This is a genomic window from Brevibacterium sp. R8603A2 (assembly GCF_023072605.1).
Lineage (GTDB): Bacteria > Actinomycetota > Actinomycetes > Actinomycetales > Brevibacteriaceae > Brevibacterium > Brevibacterium pityocampae.
Genome location: NZ_JALLGN010000011.1, coordinates 88,231 through 104,968 on the forward strand (window position 1 = coordinate 88,231; position 16,738 = coordinate 104,968).

14 protein-coding genes are annotated in these 16,738 nt (G+C 72.5%); 9 read left to right on the plus strand and 5 right to left on the minus strand.

Going from position 1 to position 16,738, the window contains the following annotated elements; genetic code table 11:
* Positions 1-37: 37 nt before the first annotated feature.
* Positions 38-487 (plus strand): hypothetical protein, encoded by a 450-nt coding sequence (locus MTQ12_RS11755; protein ID WP_247618757.1) that lies wholly within the window; start codon positions 38-40, stop codon positions 485-487.
* Between the two features lie 86 nt (positions 488-573).
* On the opposite strand, the gene MTQ12_RS11760 is transcribed toward MTQ12_RS11755, so the two are convergent.
* A complete protein-coding gene (locus tag MTQ12_RS11760; protein WP_247618758.1) occupies positions 574-1,614 on the minus strand; it encodes a glutathione S-transferase C-terminal domain-containing protein in 1,041 nt (346 codons plus the stop codon).
* Between the two features lie 116 nt (positions 1,615-1,730).
* Between MTQ12_RS11760 and MTQ12_RS11765 the strand changes: the two genes are divergently transcribed.
* The gene (locus MTQ12_RS11765; protein WP_247618759.1) at positions 1,731-2,657 is read left to right on the plus strand and encodes an FUSC family protein; all 927 of its coding nucleotides are present in this window, start codon (positions 1,731-1,733) and stop codon (positions 2,655-2,657) included.
* Positions 2,658-2,699: 42 nt separating this feature from the next.
* On the opposite strand, the gene MTQ12_RS11770 is transcribed toward MTQ12_RS11765, so the two are convergent.
* Positions 2,700-4,526, minus strand: a complete 1,827-nt coding sequence (locus tag MTQ12_RS11770; protein WP_247618760.1) for an AMP-dependent synthetase/ligase — start codon at positions 4,524-4,526, stop codon at positions 2,700-2,702.
* A 279-nt stretch (positions 4,527-4,805) separates the two neighbouring features.
* Between MTQ12_RS11770 and leuS the strand changes: the two genes are divergently transcribed.
* Both leuS and nadE read left to right on the plus strand, forming a co-directional pair.
* Complete coding sequence (gene leuS / locus MTQ12_RS11775) at positions 4,806-7,679, plus strand: leucine--tRNA ligase (RefSeq protein ID WP_247618761.1); 2,874 nt, start codon at positions 4,806-4,808, stop codon at positions 7,677-7,679.
* Positions 7,680-7,721: 42 nt separating this feature from the next.
* Complete coding sequence (nadE, locus tag MTQ12_RS11780) at positions 7,722-8,549, plus strand: ammonia-dependent NAD(+) synthetase (RefSeq protein ID WP_247618762.1); 828 nt, start codon at positions 7,722-7,724, stop codon at positions 8,547-8,549.
* 102 nt (positions 8,550-8,651) lie between these two features.
* Here nadE and MTQ12_RS11785 read toward each other — a convergent pair whose 3' ends face one another.
* Genes MTQ12_RS11785 through MTQ12_RS11795 form a run of 3 tightly spaced genes read right to left on the minus strand, consistent with a single transcriptional unit; the run spans position 8,652 to position 10,059 of the window.
* Complete coding sequence (locus MTQ12_RS11785) at positions 8,652-8,999, minus strand: CrcB family protein (RefSeq protein ID WP_247618763.1); 348 nt, start codon at positions 8,997-8,999, stop codon at positions 8,652-8,654.
* Entirely contained in the window at positions 8,996-9,379 is a 384-nt protein-coding gene (locus MTQ12_RS11790) for a CrcB family protein (protein ID WP_137319873.1), read from the minus strand. Before MTQ12_RS11790 ends, MTQ12_RS11785 begins: the two co-directional genes overlap by 4 nt.
* Positions 9,376-10,059 (minus strand): hypothetical protein, encoded by a 684-nt coding sequence (locus MTQ12_RS11795; RefSeq protein WP_137319872.1) that lies wholly within the window; start codon positions 10,057-10,059, stop codon positions 9,376-9,378. The genes MTQ12_RS11790 and MTQ12_RS11795 overlap by 4 nt, the downstream gene beginning before the upstream one ends.
* Before the next feature lie 138 nt (positions 10,060-10,197).
* Here MTQ12_RS11795 and MTQ12_RS11800 point away from each other — a divergent pair, with 138 nt between their 5' ends.
* From MTQ12_RS11800 to holA, 5 genes are all read left to right on the plus strand, one after another.
* The gene (locus MTQ12_RS11800; protein WP_247618764.1) at positions 10,198-11,523 is read left to right on the plus strand and encodes a UDP-glucose/GDP-mannose dehydrogenase family protein; all 1,326 of its coding nucleotides are present in this window, start codon (positions 10,198-10,200) and stop codon (positions 11,521-11,523) included.
* Positions 11,520-12,422: a DegV family protein gene (locus MTQ12_RS11805; protein WP_247618765.1), complete on the plus strand. Its 903-nt coding sequence runs from the start codon at positions 11,520-11,522 to the stop codon at positions 12,420-12,422. Before MTQ12_RS11800 ends, MTQ12_RS11805 begins: the two co-directional genes overlap by 4 nt.
* Positions 12,423-12,564: 142 nt before the next feature.
* A complete protein-coding gene (locus MTQ12_RS11810; protein ID WP_247618766.1) occupies positions 12,565-13,329 on the plus strand; it encodes a ComEA family DNA-binding protein in 765 nt (254 codons plus the stop codon).
* Positions 13,326-15,686 carry a ComEC/Rec2 family competence protein gene (locus tag MTQ12_RS11815; protein WP_247618767.1) on the plus strand — a complete coding sequence of 787 codons (2,361 nt, stop codon included), beginning with the start codon at positions 13,326-13,328 and terminating at the stop codon, positions 15,684-15,686. The genes MTQ12_RS11810 and MTQ12_RS11815 overlap by 4 nt, the downstream gene beginning before the upstream one ends.
* Positions 15,687-15,725: 39 nt before the next feature.
* A complete protein-coding gene (holA, locus tag MTQ12_RS11820; protein ID WP_247618768.1) occupies positions 15,726-16,712 on the plus strand; it encodes a DNA polymerase III subunit delta in 987 nt (328 codons plus the stop codon).
* Positions 16,713-16,738 lie beyond the last annotated feature (26 nt).

Consider the following 16,738-nt stretch of genomic DNA (forward strand, 5'->3'; position numbering starts at 1 on the left):
GGATCGGACCACGGTCAGCGAGGATCGGGGACGGACGATGAGCACGCAGAGCTTCACAGCGATCGCGGGGTACGCCGCCCTGCTGGTCTCAGCGGTGGGCTACCTCGTGTGCCGCAGTGTCCTGGTCGGCTTCATGGACGGCGGCGTCGATGTCGTGCCGAGCCTGGTGCAAGGAATCTCATCGGGGACCCTCGCCGTGGTTGCGGGAGCCGTGGGAGCGTGGCTGCTCGTCCCGGAACGGCGGCTGGCGGTCGTTCTCGGTCTGGGGTTCCTCCTCACAGCGGGCCCCACGCTGGTCGGGGCCATCTTCGATCTCAGTGATTTCCTCGCGGGCGGGTACAACGCGATCGGTACGATCATCCTCATCATGATCGGCAACAGCGTCCTGCCGTTCGGAGCGGTCCTCGCGCTGCTGATCGCAGTGTGGTCCGCAGTCCGGCAGCTGCGTGCGCGACGCGCCCCTCGCACTCCGCCACCACCGAGCTGACGGGACCGGTTCGACGCACGCGGGGCCCGGCACCGGGAGTGCCGGGCCCCGCGCTGAGCGCGCGGGTCAGGTGATGAGCGCGCGGCTCAGGTCCAGGCGGCCGCGGTGTTCGCCGGGTCCACGGTGTCGTGGGGGAGCGGCGCCTCGGGCGGGGTGCCGGCGCCGAACGGCGAGCCGCCGAACCGCTCGTCGCGGCCGTGCGGGCTGAGCCAGCCGGAGAGGTCCGGGCCGACCGGCACGATCTGCGTGGGATTGATGTCGGTGTGGACGATGTAGTAGTGCTCCTTGATCTGCACGAAGTCCACGGTGTCGCCGAATCCCGGCGTCTGGTAGAGGTCCCGGGCGTACCCCCAGAGGTTCTCGAAGTCGCTGAGCCGGTTGCGGTTGCACTTGAAGTGGGAGTAGTAGACCGGGTCGAAGCGCACGAGCGTGGTGAACAGGCGGATGTCGACCTCGGTGATCGCATCCCCCATGAGGAAGCGCCGGTCGGCGAGCCGGTCCTCGAGCGTGTCGAGGGCGGTGAACAGTCGGTCGAAGGCCTTCTCGTAGGCCTCCTGCGAACCGGCGAAGCCGCACCGGTACACCCCGTTGTTGACCTCGGTGAAGATGAGCTTGATGAGCGGGTCCATCTCCGCACGCAGCGCCTCCGGGTAGAGGTCCGGTGCGCCCTCCCGCTGGAAGCCGCGCCACTGCGCGGAGAAGTCGAGCGTGATCTGGTTGTAGTCGTTCGTCACGACCTCGCCGCTGCGCACATCGACGATCGCCGGCACGGTGATGCCGCGCGGGTAGTCGGGGAACCGGGCGAAGTACGCCTGCTGGAGGCGTTCGATGCCGAGCACCGGGTCGCGCCCGTCCGGGTCGAGGTCGAAGGTCCACGAGCGCTTGTCGTGGGTGGGGCCGGGCATGCCGATCGAGATCGCGTCCTCGAGGCCGAGGAGTCGGCGGGCGATCATCGTGCGGTTCGCCCACGGGCAGGCGCGCGCGGCGATGAGCCGGTAGCGGCCGGCCTCGACCGGCCACTCGGCCTGCGGATCGTCGAGGATCCGGTCGGTGATGTAGTTCGTGTCCCGGTTGAACTCCTGACCCTCGGTGACGTAGCTGCCCTTGGTGTCGTGCTCCGCGTCCACGGTGCCCTCCTGTCGCTGACTGGGGTGTTGGTGACTCCGGTGCCGCCTCGAGGGTGTCCCGGGCAGCGGTGCGCCGGTCTGCGTTCATCCTGTCATATGCACCCGGGGCCGCGGATGTGAGACGATCCGGTGCGGTGCGGGTGCCGGGCTGGATGTGGCCGAGGTCGCTCGGCCTCCTCGACGTCGAGGCCGGGCTGCGCGCCGGGATCTGCGTGCTCGTGCCGCTGCTCGGCGGCCCGCCGATCGCGACGGTGATCGGGCTCATCATCGTCTCCGGGCTCGGCGTCGTGCTGTCCTCCGTCATGGGCTGGGTGCCGTTCGGCTCGGTGTTCTTCGTCTTCGCCTTCGCGGTGATCTCCTCGATCCCGCTCACCGCGGGGGACTTCTGGCCCCGGTTCGCGCTGTCGGCGGGCACGGTGATCTTCTGCGTGCTCGTCGCGCTCCTCGGGTGGCTGCCGCGCAGAGTCCGGGGCGGGCACCGGCGGCACCTCCAGCAGCTGCGGAAGGTCACCCGCACACCGGCCGCGCTGCGCGATCCCGTCGTGTGGCTCCACGCGGGTGAGACCGTGCTCGGGGTGGTCACCGCACTCCTGCTCGCCGCGGGCCTCGGGCTCAGCCACTCCTACTGGGCTGCGGTCGCGGTCGCGGCGTGCATGCCCCGCCCGCACGCACCCCGGCAGGTCACCCGGATCGCGCACCGGGTCCTCGGCACCGCCGTCGGGGTGGTCGTCACCGGTCTGATCCTGCTCGCGGAGTCCTCGATCGCGGCCACCATCGTCGTCGCCGCGGTGTGCCAGGTGCTCGCGGAGCTCTTCGTCGGCCAGGTGTACTGGTTCGCGCTGCTGTTCATCACGCCGCTCGCGCTGCTCGTCGGGCAGCTCTCCGTCCCCGCGCCGGTGTCGCTCATCCTCAGCCACCGGGTGCTCGACACGACGATCGGCGGTGCCGTGGCCCTCGTGCTCGTCCTCGCCGGCACCGGTGCGGCGGTGACCTGGCAGGAGCCCCGACGGCGCAACGCCGACGGGGCGGCCGCGCGGATCTGAGTCCGTGCGGCCGCCCCGTGCGGGCGCAGATGGCTCCCGGCGTCAGGCGCCGGTGGTGCCGGGTCGCGTGTCGGTGGAGTAGATCGATTCGATGACCTCGGTGAAGTCGCGGTCGATGAGGTGGCGCTTGACCGACTGCTTGGCCGACAGGTAGCCGTTCTGCTCCGACAGCTCGTTCGGCACGATCCGGAACTCCTTGATCCCCTCGGCCTTGGACACCGTCTGATTGGCCCGCTCGATCGCGCGGGACACCGCCTGCTGCACGCGCTCGTGCCCGGCGGCCTCCTCGAGCGACATCGCCGGCAGGCCCTTGTTCTCGAGCCACGCCGGGAGCATCTCCGGGTCGAGGAACACCAGTGCGGAGATGAACTTCCGGTTGTCGCCGATGACCACCGGCTGAGCGATGATCGGGTGGCGGCGGAGCTGGTCCTCGAGCGGCGCCGGGGCGACGTTCTTGCCGCTCGAGGTGACGATGAGCTCCTTCTTGCGGCCGGTGATCCGGAGGTAGCCGTCGGCGTCGAGCTCGCCGATGTCACCGGTGGCGAACCAGCCGTCGACGAACGACTCCGCGGTGGCCTTCTCGTTCTTCCAGTACTCGCGGAACACGCTCACGCCCTTGGCGAGGATCTCGTTGTCCGGGGCGATCGCGATCGCGCAGCCCGGCAGCGGCACGCCGACGGTGCCGATCTTCGAGTTCGCGGTGATGTTCACGGTGATCGGCGCGGTGGTCTCGGTGAGCCCGTAGCCCTCGAGCACGGTGAGCCCGATGCCGCGGAAGAAGTGGCCGAGGTGCTCGCCGAGCGGCCCGCCCCCGGACACCGCGTGGGTGGCCTCGCCGCCCATGACCGCGCGGAGCTTCGAGTACACGAGGCGGTCGAACAGTGCGTGCTGGACCCGGATGCCGAGCGGCACGGAGCCGGTGTCGAGGGCGCGGGAGTAGGCGACGGCGACGGATTCGGCGCGGCGGAAGATCTTGCCCCTGCCGCCGGCCTCGGCCTTGGCGAGCGCGGAGTTGAAGACCTTCTCGAACACGCGCGGCACGCCGAGGATGAAGTTCGGCTTGAACGAGGCGAGCGAGTCGGTGAGCTTGGTGAGGTCCGCGCTGTGGGCGAGGACCACGCCGTTGCTGATCGACAGCACCTGGATGAAGCGGGCGAACACGTGTGCGAGGGGGATGAACAGCAGGCACCGGTTCCCGGGCCTGACGACCTCGGGCAGCTGGTGGGCGGCGGCCTGCGAGGTCTGCACGAAGTTCGCGTGGGTGAGCACGCAGCCCTTCGACTTGCCGGTGGTGCCGGAGGTGTAGATCAGAGTCGCGATGTCCTCGGAGGTGACGGAGGCGCGGCGCTCCTCGAGCTGCTGCTCGGACACCGAATCCCCGGCGGCGCGGAGCTCGGCGAGGCCGGCGCCGTCGTACACCCAGATCGTCGCCTCGCGGCCCTCGGTGGCCCGCACGATCCGCTGCGCGTGCTCCTGGGACTGGACGAAGCCGCAGGTGACCTCCGCGTCCTCGATCATCCACATGAGCTGGTCGTCCGACGAGGTCTCGTAGAACGGCACGGTGACGCCGCCGGCGTACCAGATCGCGTAGTCCGCCAGCGTCCACTCGTAGGCGGTCTGCCCGAACAGTCCCACCCGCTGGCCGCGTTCCACGCCCTTGGCGATGAGCCCGCGCGCGACGGACCTGACGTCGTCGAGGAACTCCTGCGCGGTGACCTCGGTCCAGCCGTCGCCGGCGGGCTTGGCGAGGAGCGGCGCCTGCGGGTCGACGGCGACCCGGGCGAGCAGGATGTCGGTGGTCGACGAGGTGGTGTCGAGGACGAATCCCTCGATCGGCGTGACCGACTGGACCATGGTGTTCGCTGTCATGTGCAAGTCTCCTTCGATTGCGGCCGGTGCGGACGGCCACGGACTCGGCGTGCGGGCGTCCCCTCGATCCTAGTGCGGATCGCGGAGCCCGGTGGGAGTCCGGTGCGGAATCGTTGCCGTTTCTCCATACTTCCGCCCGGCTCGAACCGGGACCGCCGCCGAGACGCGTGGCTACTGACTGGTAGCCTACCGGCGATCGCCGCCGTGCCGTCGCCTCGCAGCCACGGGGGCCAGGGCGTACCATGGAGGGACCCCTGATCCGCCTGTGAAAGGACACCCATGACCTCTGCCGCCGAGCAGCCCGATCCCGTCGATTTCCGCTACGACGCGGAGCTCGCCGGACGGATCGAGACGAAGTGGCAGCAGCGGTGGCAGGAGAACCGGACCTTCGCGGCGCCCAACCCCGTCGGCGATCTCACCGAGGTGCCCCGGGGCGTGCGCGCCGCCGACCTCGAGCCGGTGTACCTCATGGACATGTTCCCCTACCCCTCGGGCAAGGGGCTGCACGTCGGGCATCCGCTCGGCTACCTCGCCGTCGACGTCTATGCGCGATTCAATCGGATGCTCGGCAAGAACGTCATGCACTCGCTGGGCTACGACGCCTTCGGCCTGCCGGCGGAGCAGTACGCGGTGCAGACCGGCCAGCACCCGCGGGTCACCACCGAGGAGAACATCGCGAACATGCGCCGGCAGCTGCGGCGGCTCGGACTCGGGCACGACGACGCCCGCACCTTCGCGACGACCGACCCGGAGTTCGTCAAGTGGACGCAGTGGATCTTCCTGCAGATCTTCGACTCCTGGTACGACCCCGAGGCGCGCGACGGACAGGGCGGGGCGCGCCCGATCAGCGAGCTCGTCGCACAGTTCGAGGCCGGCCGCGACACCGGCACCGGTTCACCCTGGTCGGAGCTCGACGCAGCGGCCCGCGAGGCCGTGCTCCAGCAGCACCGCCTCGCCTACATCTCCGAAGCCCCGGTCAACTGGTGCCCCGGCCTGGGCACCGTGCTCGCGAACGAGGAGGTCACCGCCGAGGGCCGCTCGGAGCGCGGCAACTTCCCCGTCTACACCCGAAAGCTCAAGCAGTGGAACATGCGGATCACCGCCTACGCCGACCGGCTGGCCGACGACCTCGACACCGTCGAGTGGCCGGCCGCGGTCAAGCACATGCAGCGCCACTGGATCGGCCGCTCGACCGGTGCCGTGCTCGCCTTCGATGGCCCCGACGGCGTTCCGCTCGAGGTCTACACGACGCGCCCGGACACCCTGTTCGGCGCGACCTCGCTCGTGCTCAGCCCCGAGCACCCGCTCGTCGACGCCGTGACCGCGGAGTCCTACGCCGCGGACGTGCCGGAATCCTGGCGCGGGGGAGCGGCCACCCCGGCCGAGGCGGTCGCCGCCTACCAGCAGCGGGCCGCCCGCCTCACCCCGGTCGAGCGGCAGGAGAGCCGTGAGAAGTCCGGCGTGTTCACCGGCACCTCGGTGACCAACCCCGCGACGGGGGAGTCCATGCCGGTGTTCGTCGCCGACTACGTCCTCATGGGGTACGGCACCGGCGCGGTCATGGGCGTGCCGGCCGAGGACCAGCGCGACTGGGACTTCGCGCGCGCCTTCGGCCTGCCCTACATCCGCACCGTGCAGCCGGCCGAGGGTCACGCCGAGGACTCCGCCTACACGGGCGAGGGCGCGAAGATCAACTCGCGGAACGCGGAGATCGACCTCGACGGCTCATCCGTTGACGAGGCCAAGGACCGCATGCTCGCCTGGCTCGAGGGCAAGGGCCTGGCCCGGGCGACCACGCAGTACCGCCTGCGCGACTGGCTGTTCTCCCGCCAGCGCTACTGGGGCGAGCCGTTCCCCATCGTCTACGACGAGGCCGGCACGCCGATCGCGTTGCCCGCCGACCAGCTGCCCGTCGACCTGCCCGAGGTGCCCGACTTCTCCCCGCGCACCTTCGACGCCGACGACCTCGACAGCGAGCCCGAGCCGCCGCTGGGACGCAATGCCGACTGGGTGAACGTCACGCTCGACCTCGGCGACGGCCCCAAGGTGTACCGCCGGGAGACGAACACCATGCCCAACTGGGCCGGCTCATCCTGGTACCAGCTGCGCTACGCGGACCCGCACAACGACGAGAAGCTCGTCGACCCGGCCAACGAGGCCTACTGGCTGGGACCGGACGCCCCGGGCGAGTCCGGCGGCGTCGACCTCTACGTCGGCGGCGTCGAGCATGCCGTGCTCCACCTGCTCTACGCCCGGTTCTGGCACAAGGTGCTGTTCGACCTCGGCCACGTGAGCTCCTTCGAGCCGTTCCACCGGCTCATCAACCAGGGCTACATCCAGTCCTACGCCTTCACCGACGAGCGCGGCGCCTATGTGCCCGCCGAGGAGGTCGAGGAGCGCGTCGAGGGCTCCGAGTCGACGTTCTGGTACGAGGGCAAGCAGGTCTCCCGCGAGTACGGGAAGATGGGCAAGTCGCTGAAGAACATGGTGACCCCGGACCAGATGTACGCCGAGTACGGCGCGGACACCTTCCGGGTGTACGAGATGTCGATGGGTCCGCTCGAGCAGTCCCGTGCCTGGGAGACCCGCGCGGTGAGCGGCGCGCAGCGCTTCCTGCAGCGCGTGTGGCGCCTCGTCGTCGATGAGGCGACCGGGGCCTCGCGCGTGACCGAGGAACCGGCCGACGATGCGACCCGGGCGGTCCTCCACCGCACGATCGCCGGGGTCCGCGAGGACATGGAGCACCTGCGGTTCAACACCGCGATCGCCAAGCTCATCGTGCTCACCAACCACCTGACCAAGGTGGGCGTCGCCCCGCGCGAGGTGATCGAGCCCCTCACCGTCATGCTCGCCCCGCTCGCCCCGCACCTCGGCGAGGAGATCTGGGAGCTGCTCGGCCACACCGGGACGATCACCTACGTGCCGTTCCCGGTGCACGACGAGCGCTATCTGGTGCCCGACACCGTGACCTGCGTCGTGCAGGTCAAGGGGAAGGTGCGCGAGCGGCTCGAGGTCGCTCCGGACATCGCCGCCGACGAGCTCGAGGCACTCGCGCTCGCCTCGAAGGGCGCGCAGCGCTCGCTCAACGGCGCGCGAGTCCGCAAGGTCATCGTGCGCGCCCCGAAGCTCGTCAACATCGTGCCCGACGCCTGACGCGGTAACACCGGTGTCACATCGAGTCGGTAGTCTGGGGGTATGAGCGCACTCTCCGACTCCATCCGACAGGCCCTGGGCGTCCAGCCCTCGATCGACCCCGCCGTGGAGGTCGAGCGGCGCGTGCAGTTCCTCGTCGAGTACTGCCTCACCGCCGGCGCCTCCGGGTTCGTGCTCGGGATCTCCGGCGGGCAGGACTCGACGCTCGCCGGGCGGCTCGCCCAGCTCGCCGCCGAGGAGCTGCGCCGCCGCCGGCACGAGGCCCGCTTCTGCGCCGTGCGCCTGCCCTACCGGGAGCAGCACGACGAGGCCGACGCCCGGACCGCGCTCGACTTCATCGGAGCCGACGAGGTGCTCACGGTGAACATCGCCGGCGGCACCGACGGCACGGCGGCGGATCTCGAGCAGGCGCTCGGCCACCCGATCAGCGACTTCAACAAGGGCAACGTCAAGGCCCGGATGCGCATGGTCGTGCAGTACGCGATCGGCGCGGAGAAGTCGCGGCTCGTCATCGGCACCGACCACGCCGCGGAAGCGGTCACCGGCTTCTACACCAAGCACGGGGACGGGGCGGCCGACATCGTGCCGCTGGCCGGTCTGACCAAGCGCCAGGGGAGGGCGCTGCTCGCCCACCTGGAGGCCCCGGAGAGCACCTATCTCAAGGCGCCCACCGCGGATCTCCTCGACGAGGCGCCGGGACAGACCGACGAGTCCTCGCTCGGGCTCACCTACGAGCAGATCGACGACTACCTCGAGGGCCGCGAGGTCGCAGCGGAGGTCGCTCAGCTGATCGAAGACCGCTACCGGTCGAGCGAGCACAAGCGGCAGATGCCGGTGGCCCCGAGCGACAGCTGGTGGATCCGGCACTGAGCTGTTCGGTGCTGAGCGGGGTGGATCCGGCGCTGAGCTCGATGCCACCGACCGACCCGGCGTCGGGCCTGCCGGCAGCGGGGCACCTCGGCCACGTGCCCCTCACCACCCGCCGAGCGCGCACCCGGCCGCCGCGGCGGCGACGCTGAGCGCGAGGGTCGCCGCGCCGTAGAGCACCGCCGCGGCCCGGCGCCGCGCCAGGAGCAGACGGAGCACGTCGACGAAAGCGGTGGAGAAGGTCGTGAAGGCGCCGAGGAACCCTGCACCCGCGATGACCGGCACCGGCGCCGAATGCCCGGCGAGGACGCCGAGCAGACCGCTGCCGAGGACGTTGATGAGCAGGATCGACAGGGGCCGCCAGGCCTGCGGCAGGACCCGGGTGAGCACCGCATCGAGTTGCCAGCGGGTGAGCGCGCCCGCCGCCCCGGCGAGCCCCACGAGGACGATCATGGGCGCGGCCTGAGACGCCGGCCGGCCCACCAGCCCAGCCCCGCGCACAGCGTCCCGCCGACGGCGAACCCGGCGCCGGCGAGCAGCGCGGTCGCGGGATCCGTCCGGAGCAGTGCGATCCCGAGCGCGGAGCACGTGGTGAGCGAGCCGCACACGCCGGTCCCGGCGAACAGCCGCCAGCCGCTCGCGCGCGCCGAATCGATGCCGTGCAGGGCGCTGAGCAGGACGGCGAGGGCGAGGGTGCCGGCGCCGTTGACGAGGGCGAGCGCAGTGAGCTCGGAGACGGGGGACCCGGTGAGCGCGAACCGGCCGAGGGCGCCGAGGAGCCCGCCGGCGGCCACCGCGGCCGCGGCCGCACCGGGCGGCAGGCGCCGACTCATCCGAGGACGTCGTTCTCCAGGGCGGTGCGCTCGAAGGTCTGGCGGGTGGTGAGGAAGGCATCGATCCGACGCTGCCCGGCCTCGCGCGCCTCGGCGAAGCCGCGCCAGCCGCCCTCACGCACGTCACCGGGCACCATCTCGAGCTTCCCGGCGGTGTCCTGGGTCTGCGAGTCGAGCCACTCGGTGAGCGCGGTGCCGGCCCGGTAGAGGTCCATGAAGGCGAAATGCGAGGCGGGGTTCTCGAAGCTCGCGTGCGAGAACTCGTCGAGGAACTCCCGCAGCGGGGCCACGAGTGCGGTCGGCAGGGGACTGAAGCCGGACTCCACCCGCAGCTCCTGGACGAGGCCCGAGCCCGTGGGGAAGAGCTCCCGGATGCGCTCGGCGCGCACGGTGTCCGCCGACGGCTCGTCCTCGGCGACCGGGCTCAGGCTGACCCCGCCGATCGCCGCGTGCGCCTTTGCCAGGCGGGCGTTGAGCTGGTCGATCCGGTCCTGGGTGCGCCGCCACTCGAGGAACCACAGCACGAGCACCCCGGCGAGCACGACGACGGCGAGCAGACCGATGATCCAGGCGATCGGATGGAGAGCGGGGATGAGGAAGAGGACGAGCAGCACGACCGTCGTCCCCCCGAGCTGCAGTGCGGCGGGGGAGTTGACGAGGAAATCACCGAATCGCTTCACGCCCCCAGGGTACTCAATGCGCAGCCTGCCCACGCGCATCCGACCCGCCGGCCGGTGAGCGGTGCGGCGGCGGGTCGCTCTATGCTGGGAGGCGGCGGGCCCCGCCGCCGCGACAGCGAACACAAGGACAGGTGGAACATGAGCACGATCTCGGTCATCGGATGCGGGTACCTCGGCGCGGTCCACGCCGCGGCCATGGCGTCGCTCGGACACCGCGTGGTCGGCGTCGACGTCGACGAGGCGAAGATCGAGTCCCTCTCCGCCGCACGTGCGCCGTTCTTCGAGCCCGGCCTCGAGGAGCTGCTCGCCTCCGCGCAGAGCGACGACGCCGACGCCCCGGCCGTCCTCACCTTCACCACCGACATCGCGGCGGCCGCCGAGGCGACCGTCCACTTCGTGTGCGTGGGCACCCCGCAGCGCCGCGGCGAGTTCGCCGCCGACCTCACCTATGTCGACGCCGCCGTCGAATCGCTGCTCCCGGTCCTCAAGGCCGGGGACCTCGTCGTCGGCAAGTCGACCGTGCCGGTCGGCACCGCCGCCCGCCTCGCCGAGCTCATCCGACCCACCGGCGCCGAGCTCGCGTGGAACCCCGAGTTCCTCCGTGAGGGCCATGCGGTGGAGGACACCGTGACCCCGGACCGGCTCGTCTACGGCGTGCCCGAGGGCGCGGCCGGCGAGCAGGCGACCGCCGCGCTCGACGAGGTGTACGCGGCGACGCTCGCCGCCGGCACCCCGCGCCTCGTCGCCGGCTACGCGACCGCCGAGCTCGTCAAGACCGCGGCGAACTCCTTCCTCGCCACGAAGATCTCCTTCATCAACGCGATGGCCGAGCTGTGCGAGGCCGCCGGGGCGGACGTCACGCTGCTCGCCGACGCGATCGGGATGGACGACCGGATCGGCCGCAAGTTCCTCAACGCCGGCCTCGGCTTCGGCGGCGGCTGCCTGCCCAAGGACATCCGGGCGTTCATGGCCCGGGCCGGGGAGCTCGGCGCGGACCAGGCGGTCGCGTTCCTCCGCGAGATCGACTCGATCAACATGCGCCGCCGGGTGCGCATGGTCGACCTCGCCCGCGAAGTCGTCCACGGCTCGTTCATCGGCAAGCACATCACCATCCTCGGAGCCGCCTTCAAGCCCGACTCCGACGACGTCCGGGACTCGCCGGCGCTCGCGGTCGCCGGCCTCATCAGCCTCCAGGGCGGCACCGTCACCGTCACCGACCCGCAGGCGATCGACAACGCACGCCGGATGTTCCCCGACCTCGGCTACGAGCCCGACCTCGACACGGCGCTGCGCGATGCCGACGCGGTGCTCCTCCTCACCGAATGGCCGCAGTACCGGCAGCTCGAGCCCGAGCACGCGGCGGACCTGGTGCGCGGCCGGGCGATCGTCGACGGCCGCAACGTCCTCGACCCCGTGCAGTGGCGCGCAGCCGGCTGGACGTATCGGGCGCTGGGTCGGCCATGAGCACCGCCGTCGTCGTCGACTCCACCGCCCAGCTGTCCGCCGCCCGGCGTGCGGAGCTCGAGGCGGCGCTCGGCGGTCTCTTCCGCGTCGTCGACCTCAGCGTGGAGGTGGGCGAGGAGATGCGCGCCGACGGCGGATGGTCGCCCGACGAGCTGTGCGAGCACATGCGCTCCGGCGCCCGTGTGCAGACGTCGATGCCGAGCGCGCAGGCGTTCTCCGCCGCGCTCGGCGAGCTCGCGGAGCGCGGTGCGGTCGAGGTGCTCGTCCTCACCCTGCCCGCGGTGCTCTCCGGCACGCACGGCTCGGCGGTCGCCGCTGCGGCCGAGCACCCCGAGCTCACCGTGCACCTCATCGACTCCCGCACCACCTCGGCCGGCCTCGCCGGAGCGGTCGCGGTCGCCGTCGCCGGCATCGCCTCCGACCTGCCGCCGACGGCCGTCGCCGGGGAGGTCGCCGACTGGTGCGAGGCCGAGACCCGCACCTTCTTCGTCCCTGAGGATCTCGAGTACCTGCGGCGCGGCGGCCGGATCGGCCGAGCTGCCTCGCTGCTCGGGCGGGCGCTCGCGATCACCCCGGTGCTCGGGCTGCGCGAGGGCGCGGTGGTGCCGCTGGCCCGGGTGCGGACGATGGCGAAGGCCGAGGACCGGCTCGTCGCGCTCGTCGCGGAATCCTGCGCGGAGTACCGGGAGCGGGCGGCCGACGCCGCGCTCGAGGTCGTCCTCCTCCACCCCGAGTCGACCCCGGAGACCGCTGGGGCCGGGGTGCGGCGGATGCAGGAGAAGCTCGCCGCCGCGGATCTCCCCGCCGGCACCGTGGTGCGCACCGAGGTGCTCTCCACGGTGATCACCGCCCACGTGGGACCCGGCGCGCTCGGCGTCGCCGTGCAGACGCGCCCCTGACACCGGCCCGCTGAGTCCCGGCCCGTCCTCGGGTCACAGCCCCGGCCACGCCTGCGGTCGGTTGCGGTGGACGGCCGCGGTGCCGTCCACAGGGCCGGGGTGACGGGTGATCCGCGGTGTCCCGAGACCTAATCTCGGGCGCATGGCACCCTCACCGGACGACCGCTTCGCCCTCCTCGTCGGACGGAGCAGCACCCACGGCTGGCTGCCCGAGGACGAGGAGCCCGAGGAGGATCCCGCTCCGCGCTCCCGACCGGTGCCGGCGAAGCTCGCCGTCCTCGCCGTGCTCGGCGTCGTGCTCGCCGGGATCGTCGCCTTCGTGGTGCTGGCCCCCACGGAGGAGCCCGCGGAGCTGCCGGTCGGCGAGCCGGTGGCGGCGAGCAGCACTGCCGAGTCCGGCCCGGCTGCCGCGACGAGCGCGCCGGTGGAGATCACCGTCCACGTCGTCGGCGCCGTCGCGCGCCCCGCGGTCGTGCAGCTGCCGCACGGCAGCCGGGTCGCCGACGCCCTGACCGCCGTCGGAGGCCCTACCGACGACGCCGACACGAGTGCGATCAACCTTGCCCGCGTGCTCACCGACGGCGAGCAGATCATCGTGCCCGCCCACGGCGAGGACGCACCGGGAGCCGCACCCGCGGCACCTGCTGCACCGCCCGCGGTCCCACCGGCGCCCGGCGCACCGCCGGCCGGGCCGGGTCCCGGACCGCCCGGGCAGCCGCTCGTCAACATCAACACCGCCGATGCCGCCGGTCTCGACACGCTGCCCGGCGTGGGCCCGGCCACGGCGGAGGCGATCATCACCCACCGCACCGAGAACGGGCCCTTCGCCGCCGTCGACGACCTCATCGACGTGCCGGGGATCGGAGACGCGACCCTCGCACGCCTCCGTGACCTGGTGACGGTATGAGCGCCGTGAGGACCTGGCTCCTCGAACGGGCCGCGACCGCTCGGCTCGTCCTCGCCGCGACGTGCGCCTGGGTGGCTGCCGTGGTCCCCGTGCACGGCTGGGCGCCCGTCGTCGCCGCGCTCCTGTGCACCCTGGCCGCCGCGCTGCTCCTGTTGAGGCGCGCGGTCCGCGCACGCGGCCTGCTGGCCTGGGTGCTGTCGGTGGGACTGCTCGCCGCCGCGGTGAGCGCCGGGGTGTGGACCGCGCGCACCGTCGTGCCCGATGCACCGGGGGAGTACGCCGGCGAGGCGACGGTCCTCACCGATCCCGTCACCGGGCCTTCGGGTGCGCACCGGGCACAGCTGCGCACCGCCGCCGGTCCGGTCACCGTGATCTCCCGCGAGCCGCTCCCGCCCGCCGGCTCCCGGGTGCACGTGACCGGACGGATCGAGCCCGAAGCGGCGTCCGCGGCCCTGTTCGCGAATGGGCCACTCACCGTCCTCGAGGAGCCGGGCCCGGCGTGGCGGCTGCGCGCAGAGGTGCGCGGCTTCCTCGCCCGCTGCGCGCTCGGTGAAGGGACGGACGGCGGAGCGGCGGCACTCGGTGGAGTCCGGGACCATGACGGGGCGGGGCTGCTCCCCGGGCTCGTCGTCGGCGACGTCGAGGGGCTCGCGCCCGGCCTCGAGGAGGACATGCGCACGGTGTCGCTCGCCCACCTCACCGCGGTGTCCGGCTCGAACATCTCCATCGTGGCCCTCGGCATCATGTGGACGGTGCGGCGCACCGGAGCGGGACGCGGCTGGGCGATCGGGGCCGCGGTGGCCGTCACCGCCGGCTACGTGTTCGTCGTCGGACCCGAGCCGAGCGTCATCCGGGCCGCCGGGATGGGCCTCGTCGGTGCGATCGTGCTCCTGCGCGGCACCGGCACGCGGGGCCCGGCCGTCCTCGCGAGCGCCGTGATCGGGGTGATCGTGCTGCGGCCCGCTCTCGCCGGGGAACCGGGCTTCCACCTCTCCGTCGCCGCCACCGCGGCCCTCGTGCTCCTCGGCCCCGGGCTCACCGAGCTGCTGCAGGCCCGGCGGGTGCCCTATCCGGTCGCCGCCGCCCTCGCGGTGCCGATCACCGCACAGATCGGGGTGACCCCGGTTCTCCTCGGAATCGGCGGCACCCTGAGCGCCTGGGCGGTCCCGGCGAACGTGCTCGCCGCCCCGCTCGTCGCACCGGCGACCCTGCTCGGGATGCTCATCCTGGCATTCGGACTGCTCGCCGCAGCGCCCGCCGGACCCGTGCTCGCAGCCATCGAGCTGTGCGGTTCACTGCTCGCACTGCCGGCGACGGGGTGCGCGTGGTGGATCGCCAGGCTCGCCCGGGTGGGCACAGAGCTGCCCGCCGCGGTGTGGCCGTGGCCCGCCGGTGCCCTGGGGATCGTCCTGGCCGCCGGTGCCGCGCTCGGGCTCGCTCTCGCCGTCCTCCTCCGCCTCCGGGCCGGCCCCGCCATCGGTGCCGCGGTGCTCGTCCTCTGCCTGCTCGCCGGTACTCTCCCCCCGGTGGTGCACCGGCGGGTGCCATCTGACTGGCAGGTCCTCGTCTGCGATGTCGGACAGGGGAGTGCGACCCTCGTGCGGCTCGGAGCCGAGCAGGCCTTCCTCATCGACACCGGGCCGGATTCCGCCGCCGTCGATTCCTGCCTGTCGGAGGCGGGGATCCGTGAGGTGCACCTGCTCGTCTCCCACTTCGATGCCGACCACGTCGCCGGGCACCCCGGCGTGGTGCGCGGCCGCAGCCTCACCGCGATCCAGTTCCCGGCCGGGGCCGGAGGACACCGGCGGGCCCGTGCGCTCCTCGGCGCGCACCCGGGCGTCCCCGTCACCGAGGTCGAGGCGGGAACGCAGTTCTCCGCGGGCCGGGCGAGCTGGGAGATTCTCTGGCCGCCAGCCGGAGCGGCGCGGCCCCGACCGGCAGCGACGGGCGCCGGGACGGTCCGCGGGAACGGGACGGACCGGGAGGACGCAGCGGAGGACACGAACGCCTCCTCCGCGGTCGTCCTCGTCACTGTGCCCGGCCTCACCGTGCTCGTCCCCGGGGACATCGGGGAGGCCGAGCAGCGCCGGCTCGCCCGCACCGTGCCGCCCGTCGACGTGCTGCTCGCCCCGCACCACGGTTCGAGCGATCTCAGCCCGGAGTTCTACGCCGCGGCCGCGCCGCGCCTGGGCGTCGTGTCGGTGGGGGAGGACAACGGCTACGGCCACCCGAGTGCCGGCAGCCTCGCGGCGTTCGGCTCCGCACCCGTGCTGCGCACCGACGAATGCGGCACGCTCGTGCTCGCCCCGGGCCCGCGGGTCGCGGCCGCCGGGGGAGGTGCGCGATGCCCGGTGTGAGGGAGTCCCGTGTCCGCGCCCACCGGTAGGGTGGAGCACGTGGCAGCCAAGAAGACCCTCGTGCCGTGGACCCGCGCCAAGCCGGCGCCCGTCGTCGTGATCTCCGGGGGTGAATCCGTGCTCGTGCGCAAGGCGCAGGACCGCATCGTCGCGGCCTGCCGCAAGCACAAGGACCTCGAGACCACGCACCTCGACGCCGTGCGCTACGAGGCCGGTGACCTCGCGATGGCCGCCGCCCCGTCGCTGTTCGCCACCCGCAAGCTCGTCATCGTCGACTCCGTCGCCCAGTGCGGCGACGACTTCCTCCAGGACGCATTGGCCTACGTCGGCGAGGTCAACGAGGACGCCGTCGTCCTCCTCAAGCACTCCGGCGGCAACCGCGGCTCCAAGCTCCTCACCGCGATCGACAAGGCCGGCTACCCGCGTATCGACGCACAGGTGATGAAGAGCGAATCCGACCGCCAGGACTTCGCACTCGCGGAGTTCAAGCGCGCCGAGCGGACCATCGAGCCCCCGGCCCTCGCCGCGCTTATGAGCGCGCTCGGCGCGGACCTGTCCGAGCTCAACGCCGGGATCGAGCAGCTCCTCCAGGACACTACGGGGCCGATCACCGAGGCGATGGTCGATCGCTACTACGGCGGGCGGGTCGAGGCGACCGGCTTCAAGGTCGCCGACGCCGCGGTCGTCGGCCGCTCCGCGGAGGCCCTCACGCTGCTGCGTCACGCGCTCGCCACCGGCACCGACCCGGTGCCGCTCGTCGCCGCGCTCGCGCTCAAGCTGCGCACCATGGCCCGCGTCCAGGGGGTCTCCGGCAGTCCCGGCCAGCTCGCCTCGGAGCTCAAGATGGCCCCCTGGCAGGTCGACCGCGCCCGCCGCGACCTCCGCTCCTGGAACGACCTCGCACTCGGCCAGGCGCTCCTCGCGGTCGCCCGCGCGGACAAGGAGGTCAAGGGCGCCGGCCGGGACCCGGTCTATGCCGTCGAACGGCTCGTCACCCGGGTGAGCGCGCAAGCCCGCCGGCACTGAGCCCAGCGTCGTGCCCGGTACCGTGC

Excerpts from the sequence above, each read along its gene's own strand:
- MTQ12_RS11800 (WP_247618764.1), top strand. The coding sequence starts at position 10,198 with ATGAGCACGATCTCGGTCATCGGATGCGGGTACCTCGGCGCGGTCCAC.
- MTQ12_RS11790 (WP_137319873.1), bottom strand. The coding sequence starts at position 9,379 with ATGAGTCGGCGCCTGCCGCCCGGTGCGGCCGCGGCCGCGGTGGCCGCC.
- leuS (WP_247618761.1), top strand. The coding sequence starts at position 4,806 with ATGACCTCTGCCGCCGAGCAGCCCGATCCCGTCGATTTCCGCTACGAC.
- MTQ12_RS11785 (WP_247618763.1), bottom strand. The coding sequence starts at position 8,999 with ATGATCGTCCTCGTGGGGCTCGCCGGGGCGGCGGGCGCGCTCACCCGC.
- nadE (WP_247618762.1), top strand. The coding sequence starts at position 7,722 with ATGAGCGCACTCTCCGACTCCATCCGACAGGCCCTGGGCGTCCAGCCC.
- MTQ12_RS11815 (WP_247618767.1), top strand. The coding sequence starts at position 13,326 with ATGAGCGCCGTGAGGACCTGGCTCCTCGAACGGGCCGCGACCGCTCGG.
- MTQ12_RS11770 (WP_247618760.1), bottom strand. The coding sequence starts at position 4,526 with ATGACAGCGAACACCATGGTCCAGTCGGTCACGCCGATCGAGGGATTC.
- MTQ12_RS11805 (WP_247618765.1), top strand. The coding sequence starts at position 11,520 with ATGAGCACCGCCGTCGTCGTCGACTCCACCGCCCAGCTGTCCGCCGCC.
- MTQ12_RS11810 (WP_247618766.1), top strand. The coding sequence starts at position 12,565 with ATGGCACCCTCACCGGACGACCGCTTCGCCCTCCTCGTCGGACGGAGC.
- MTQ12_RS11755 (WP_247618757.1), top strand. The coding sequence starts at position 38 with ATGAGCACGCAGAGCTTCACAGCGATCGCGGGGTACGCCGCCCTGCTG.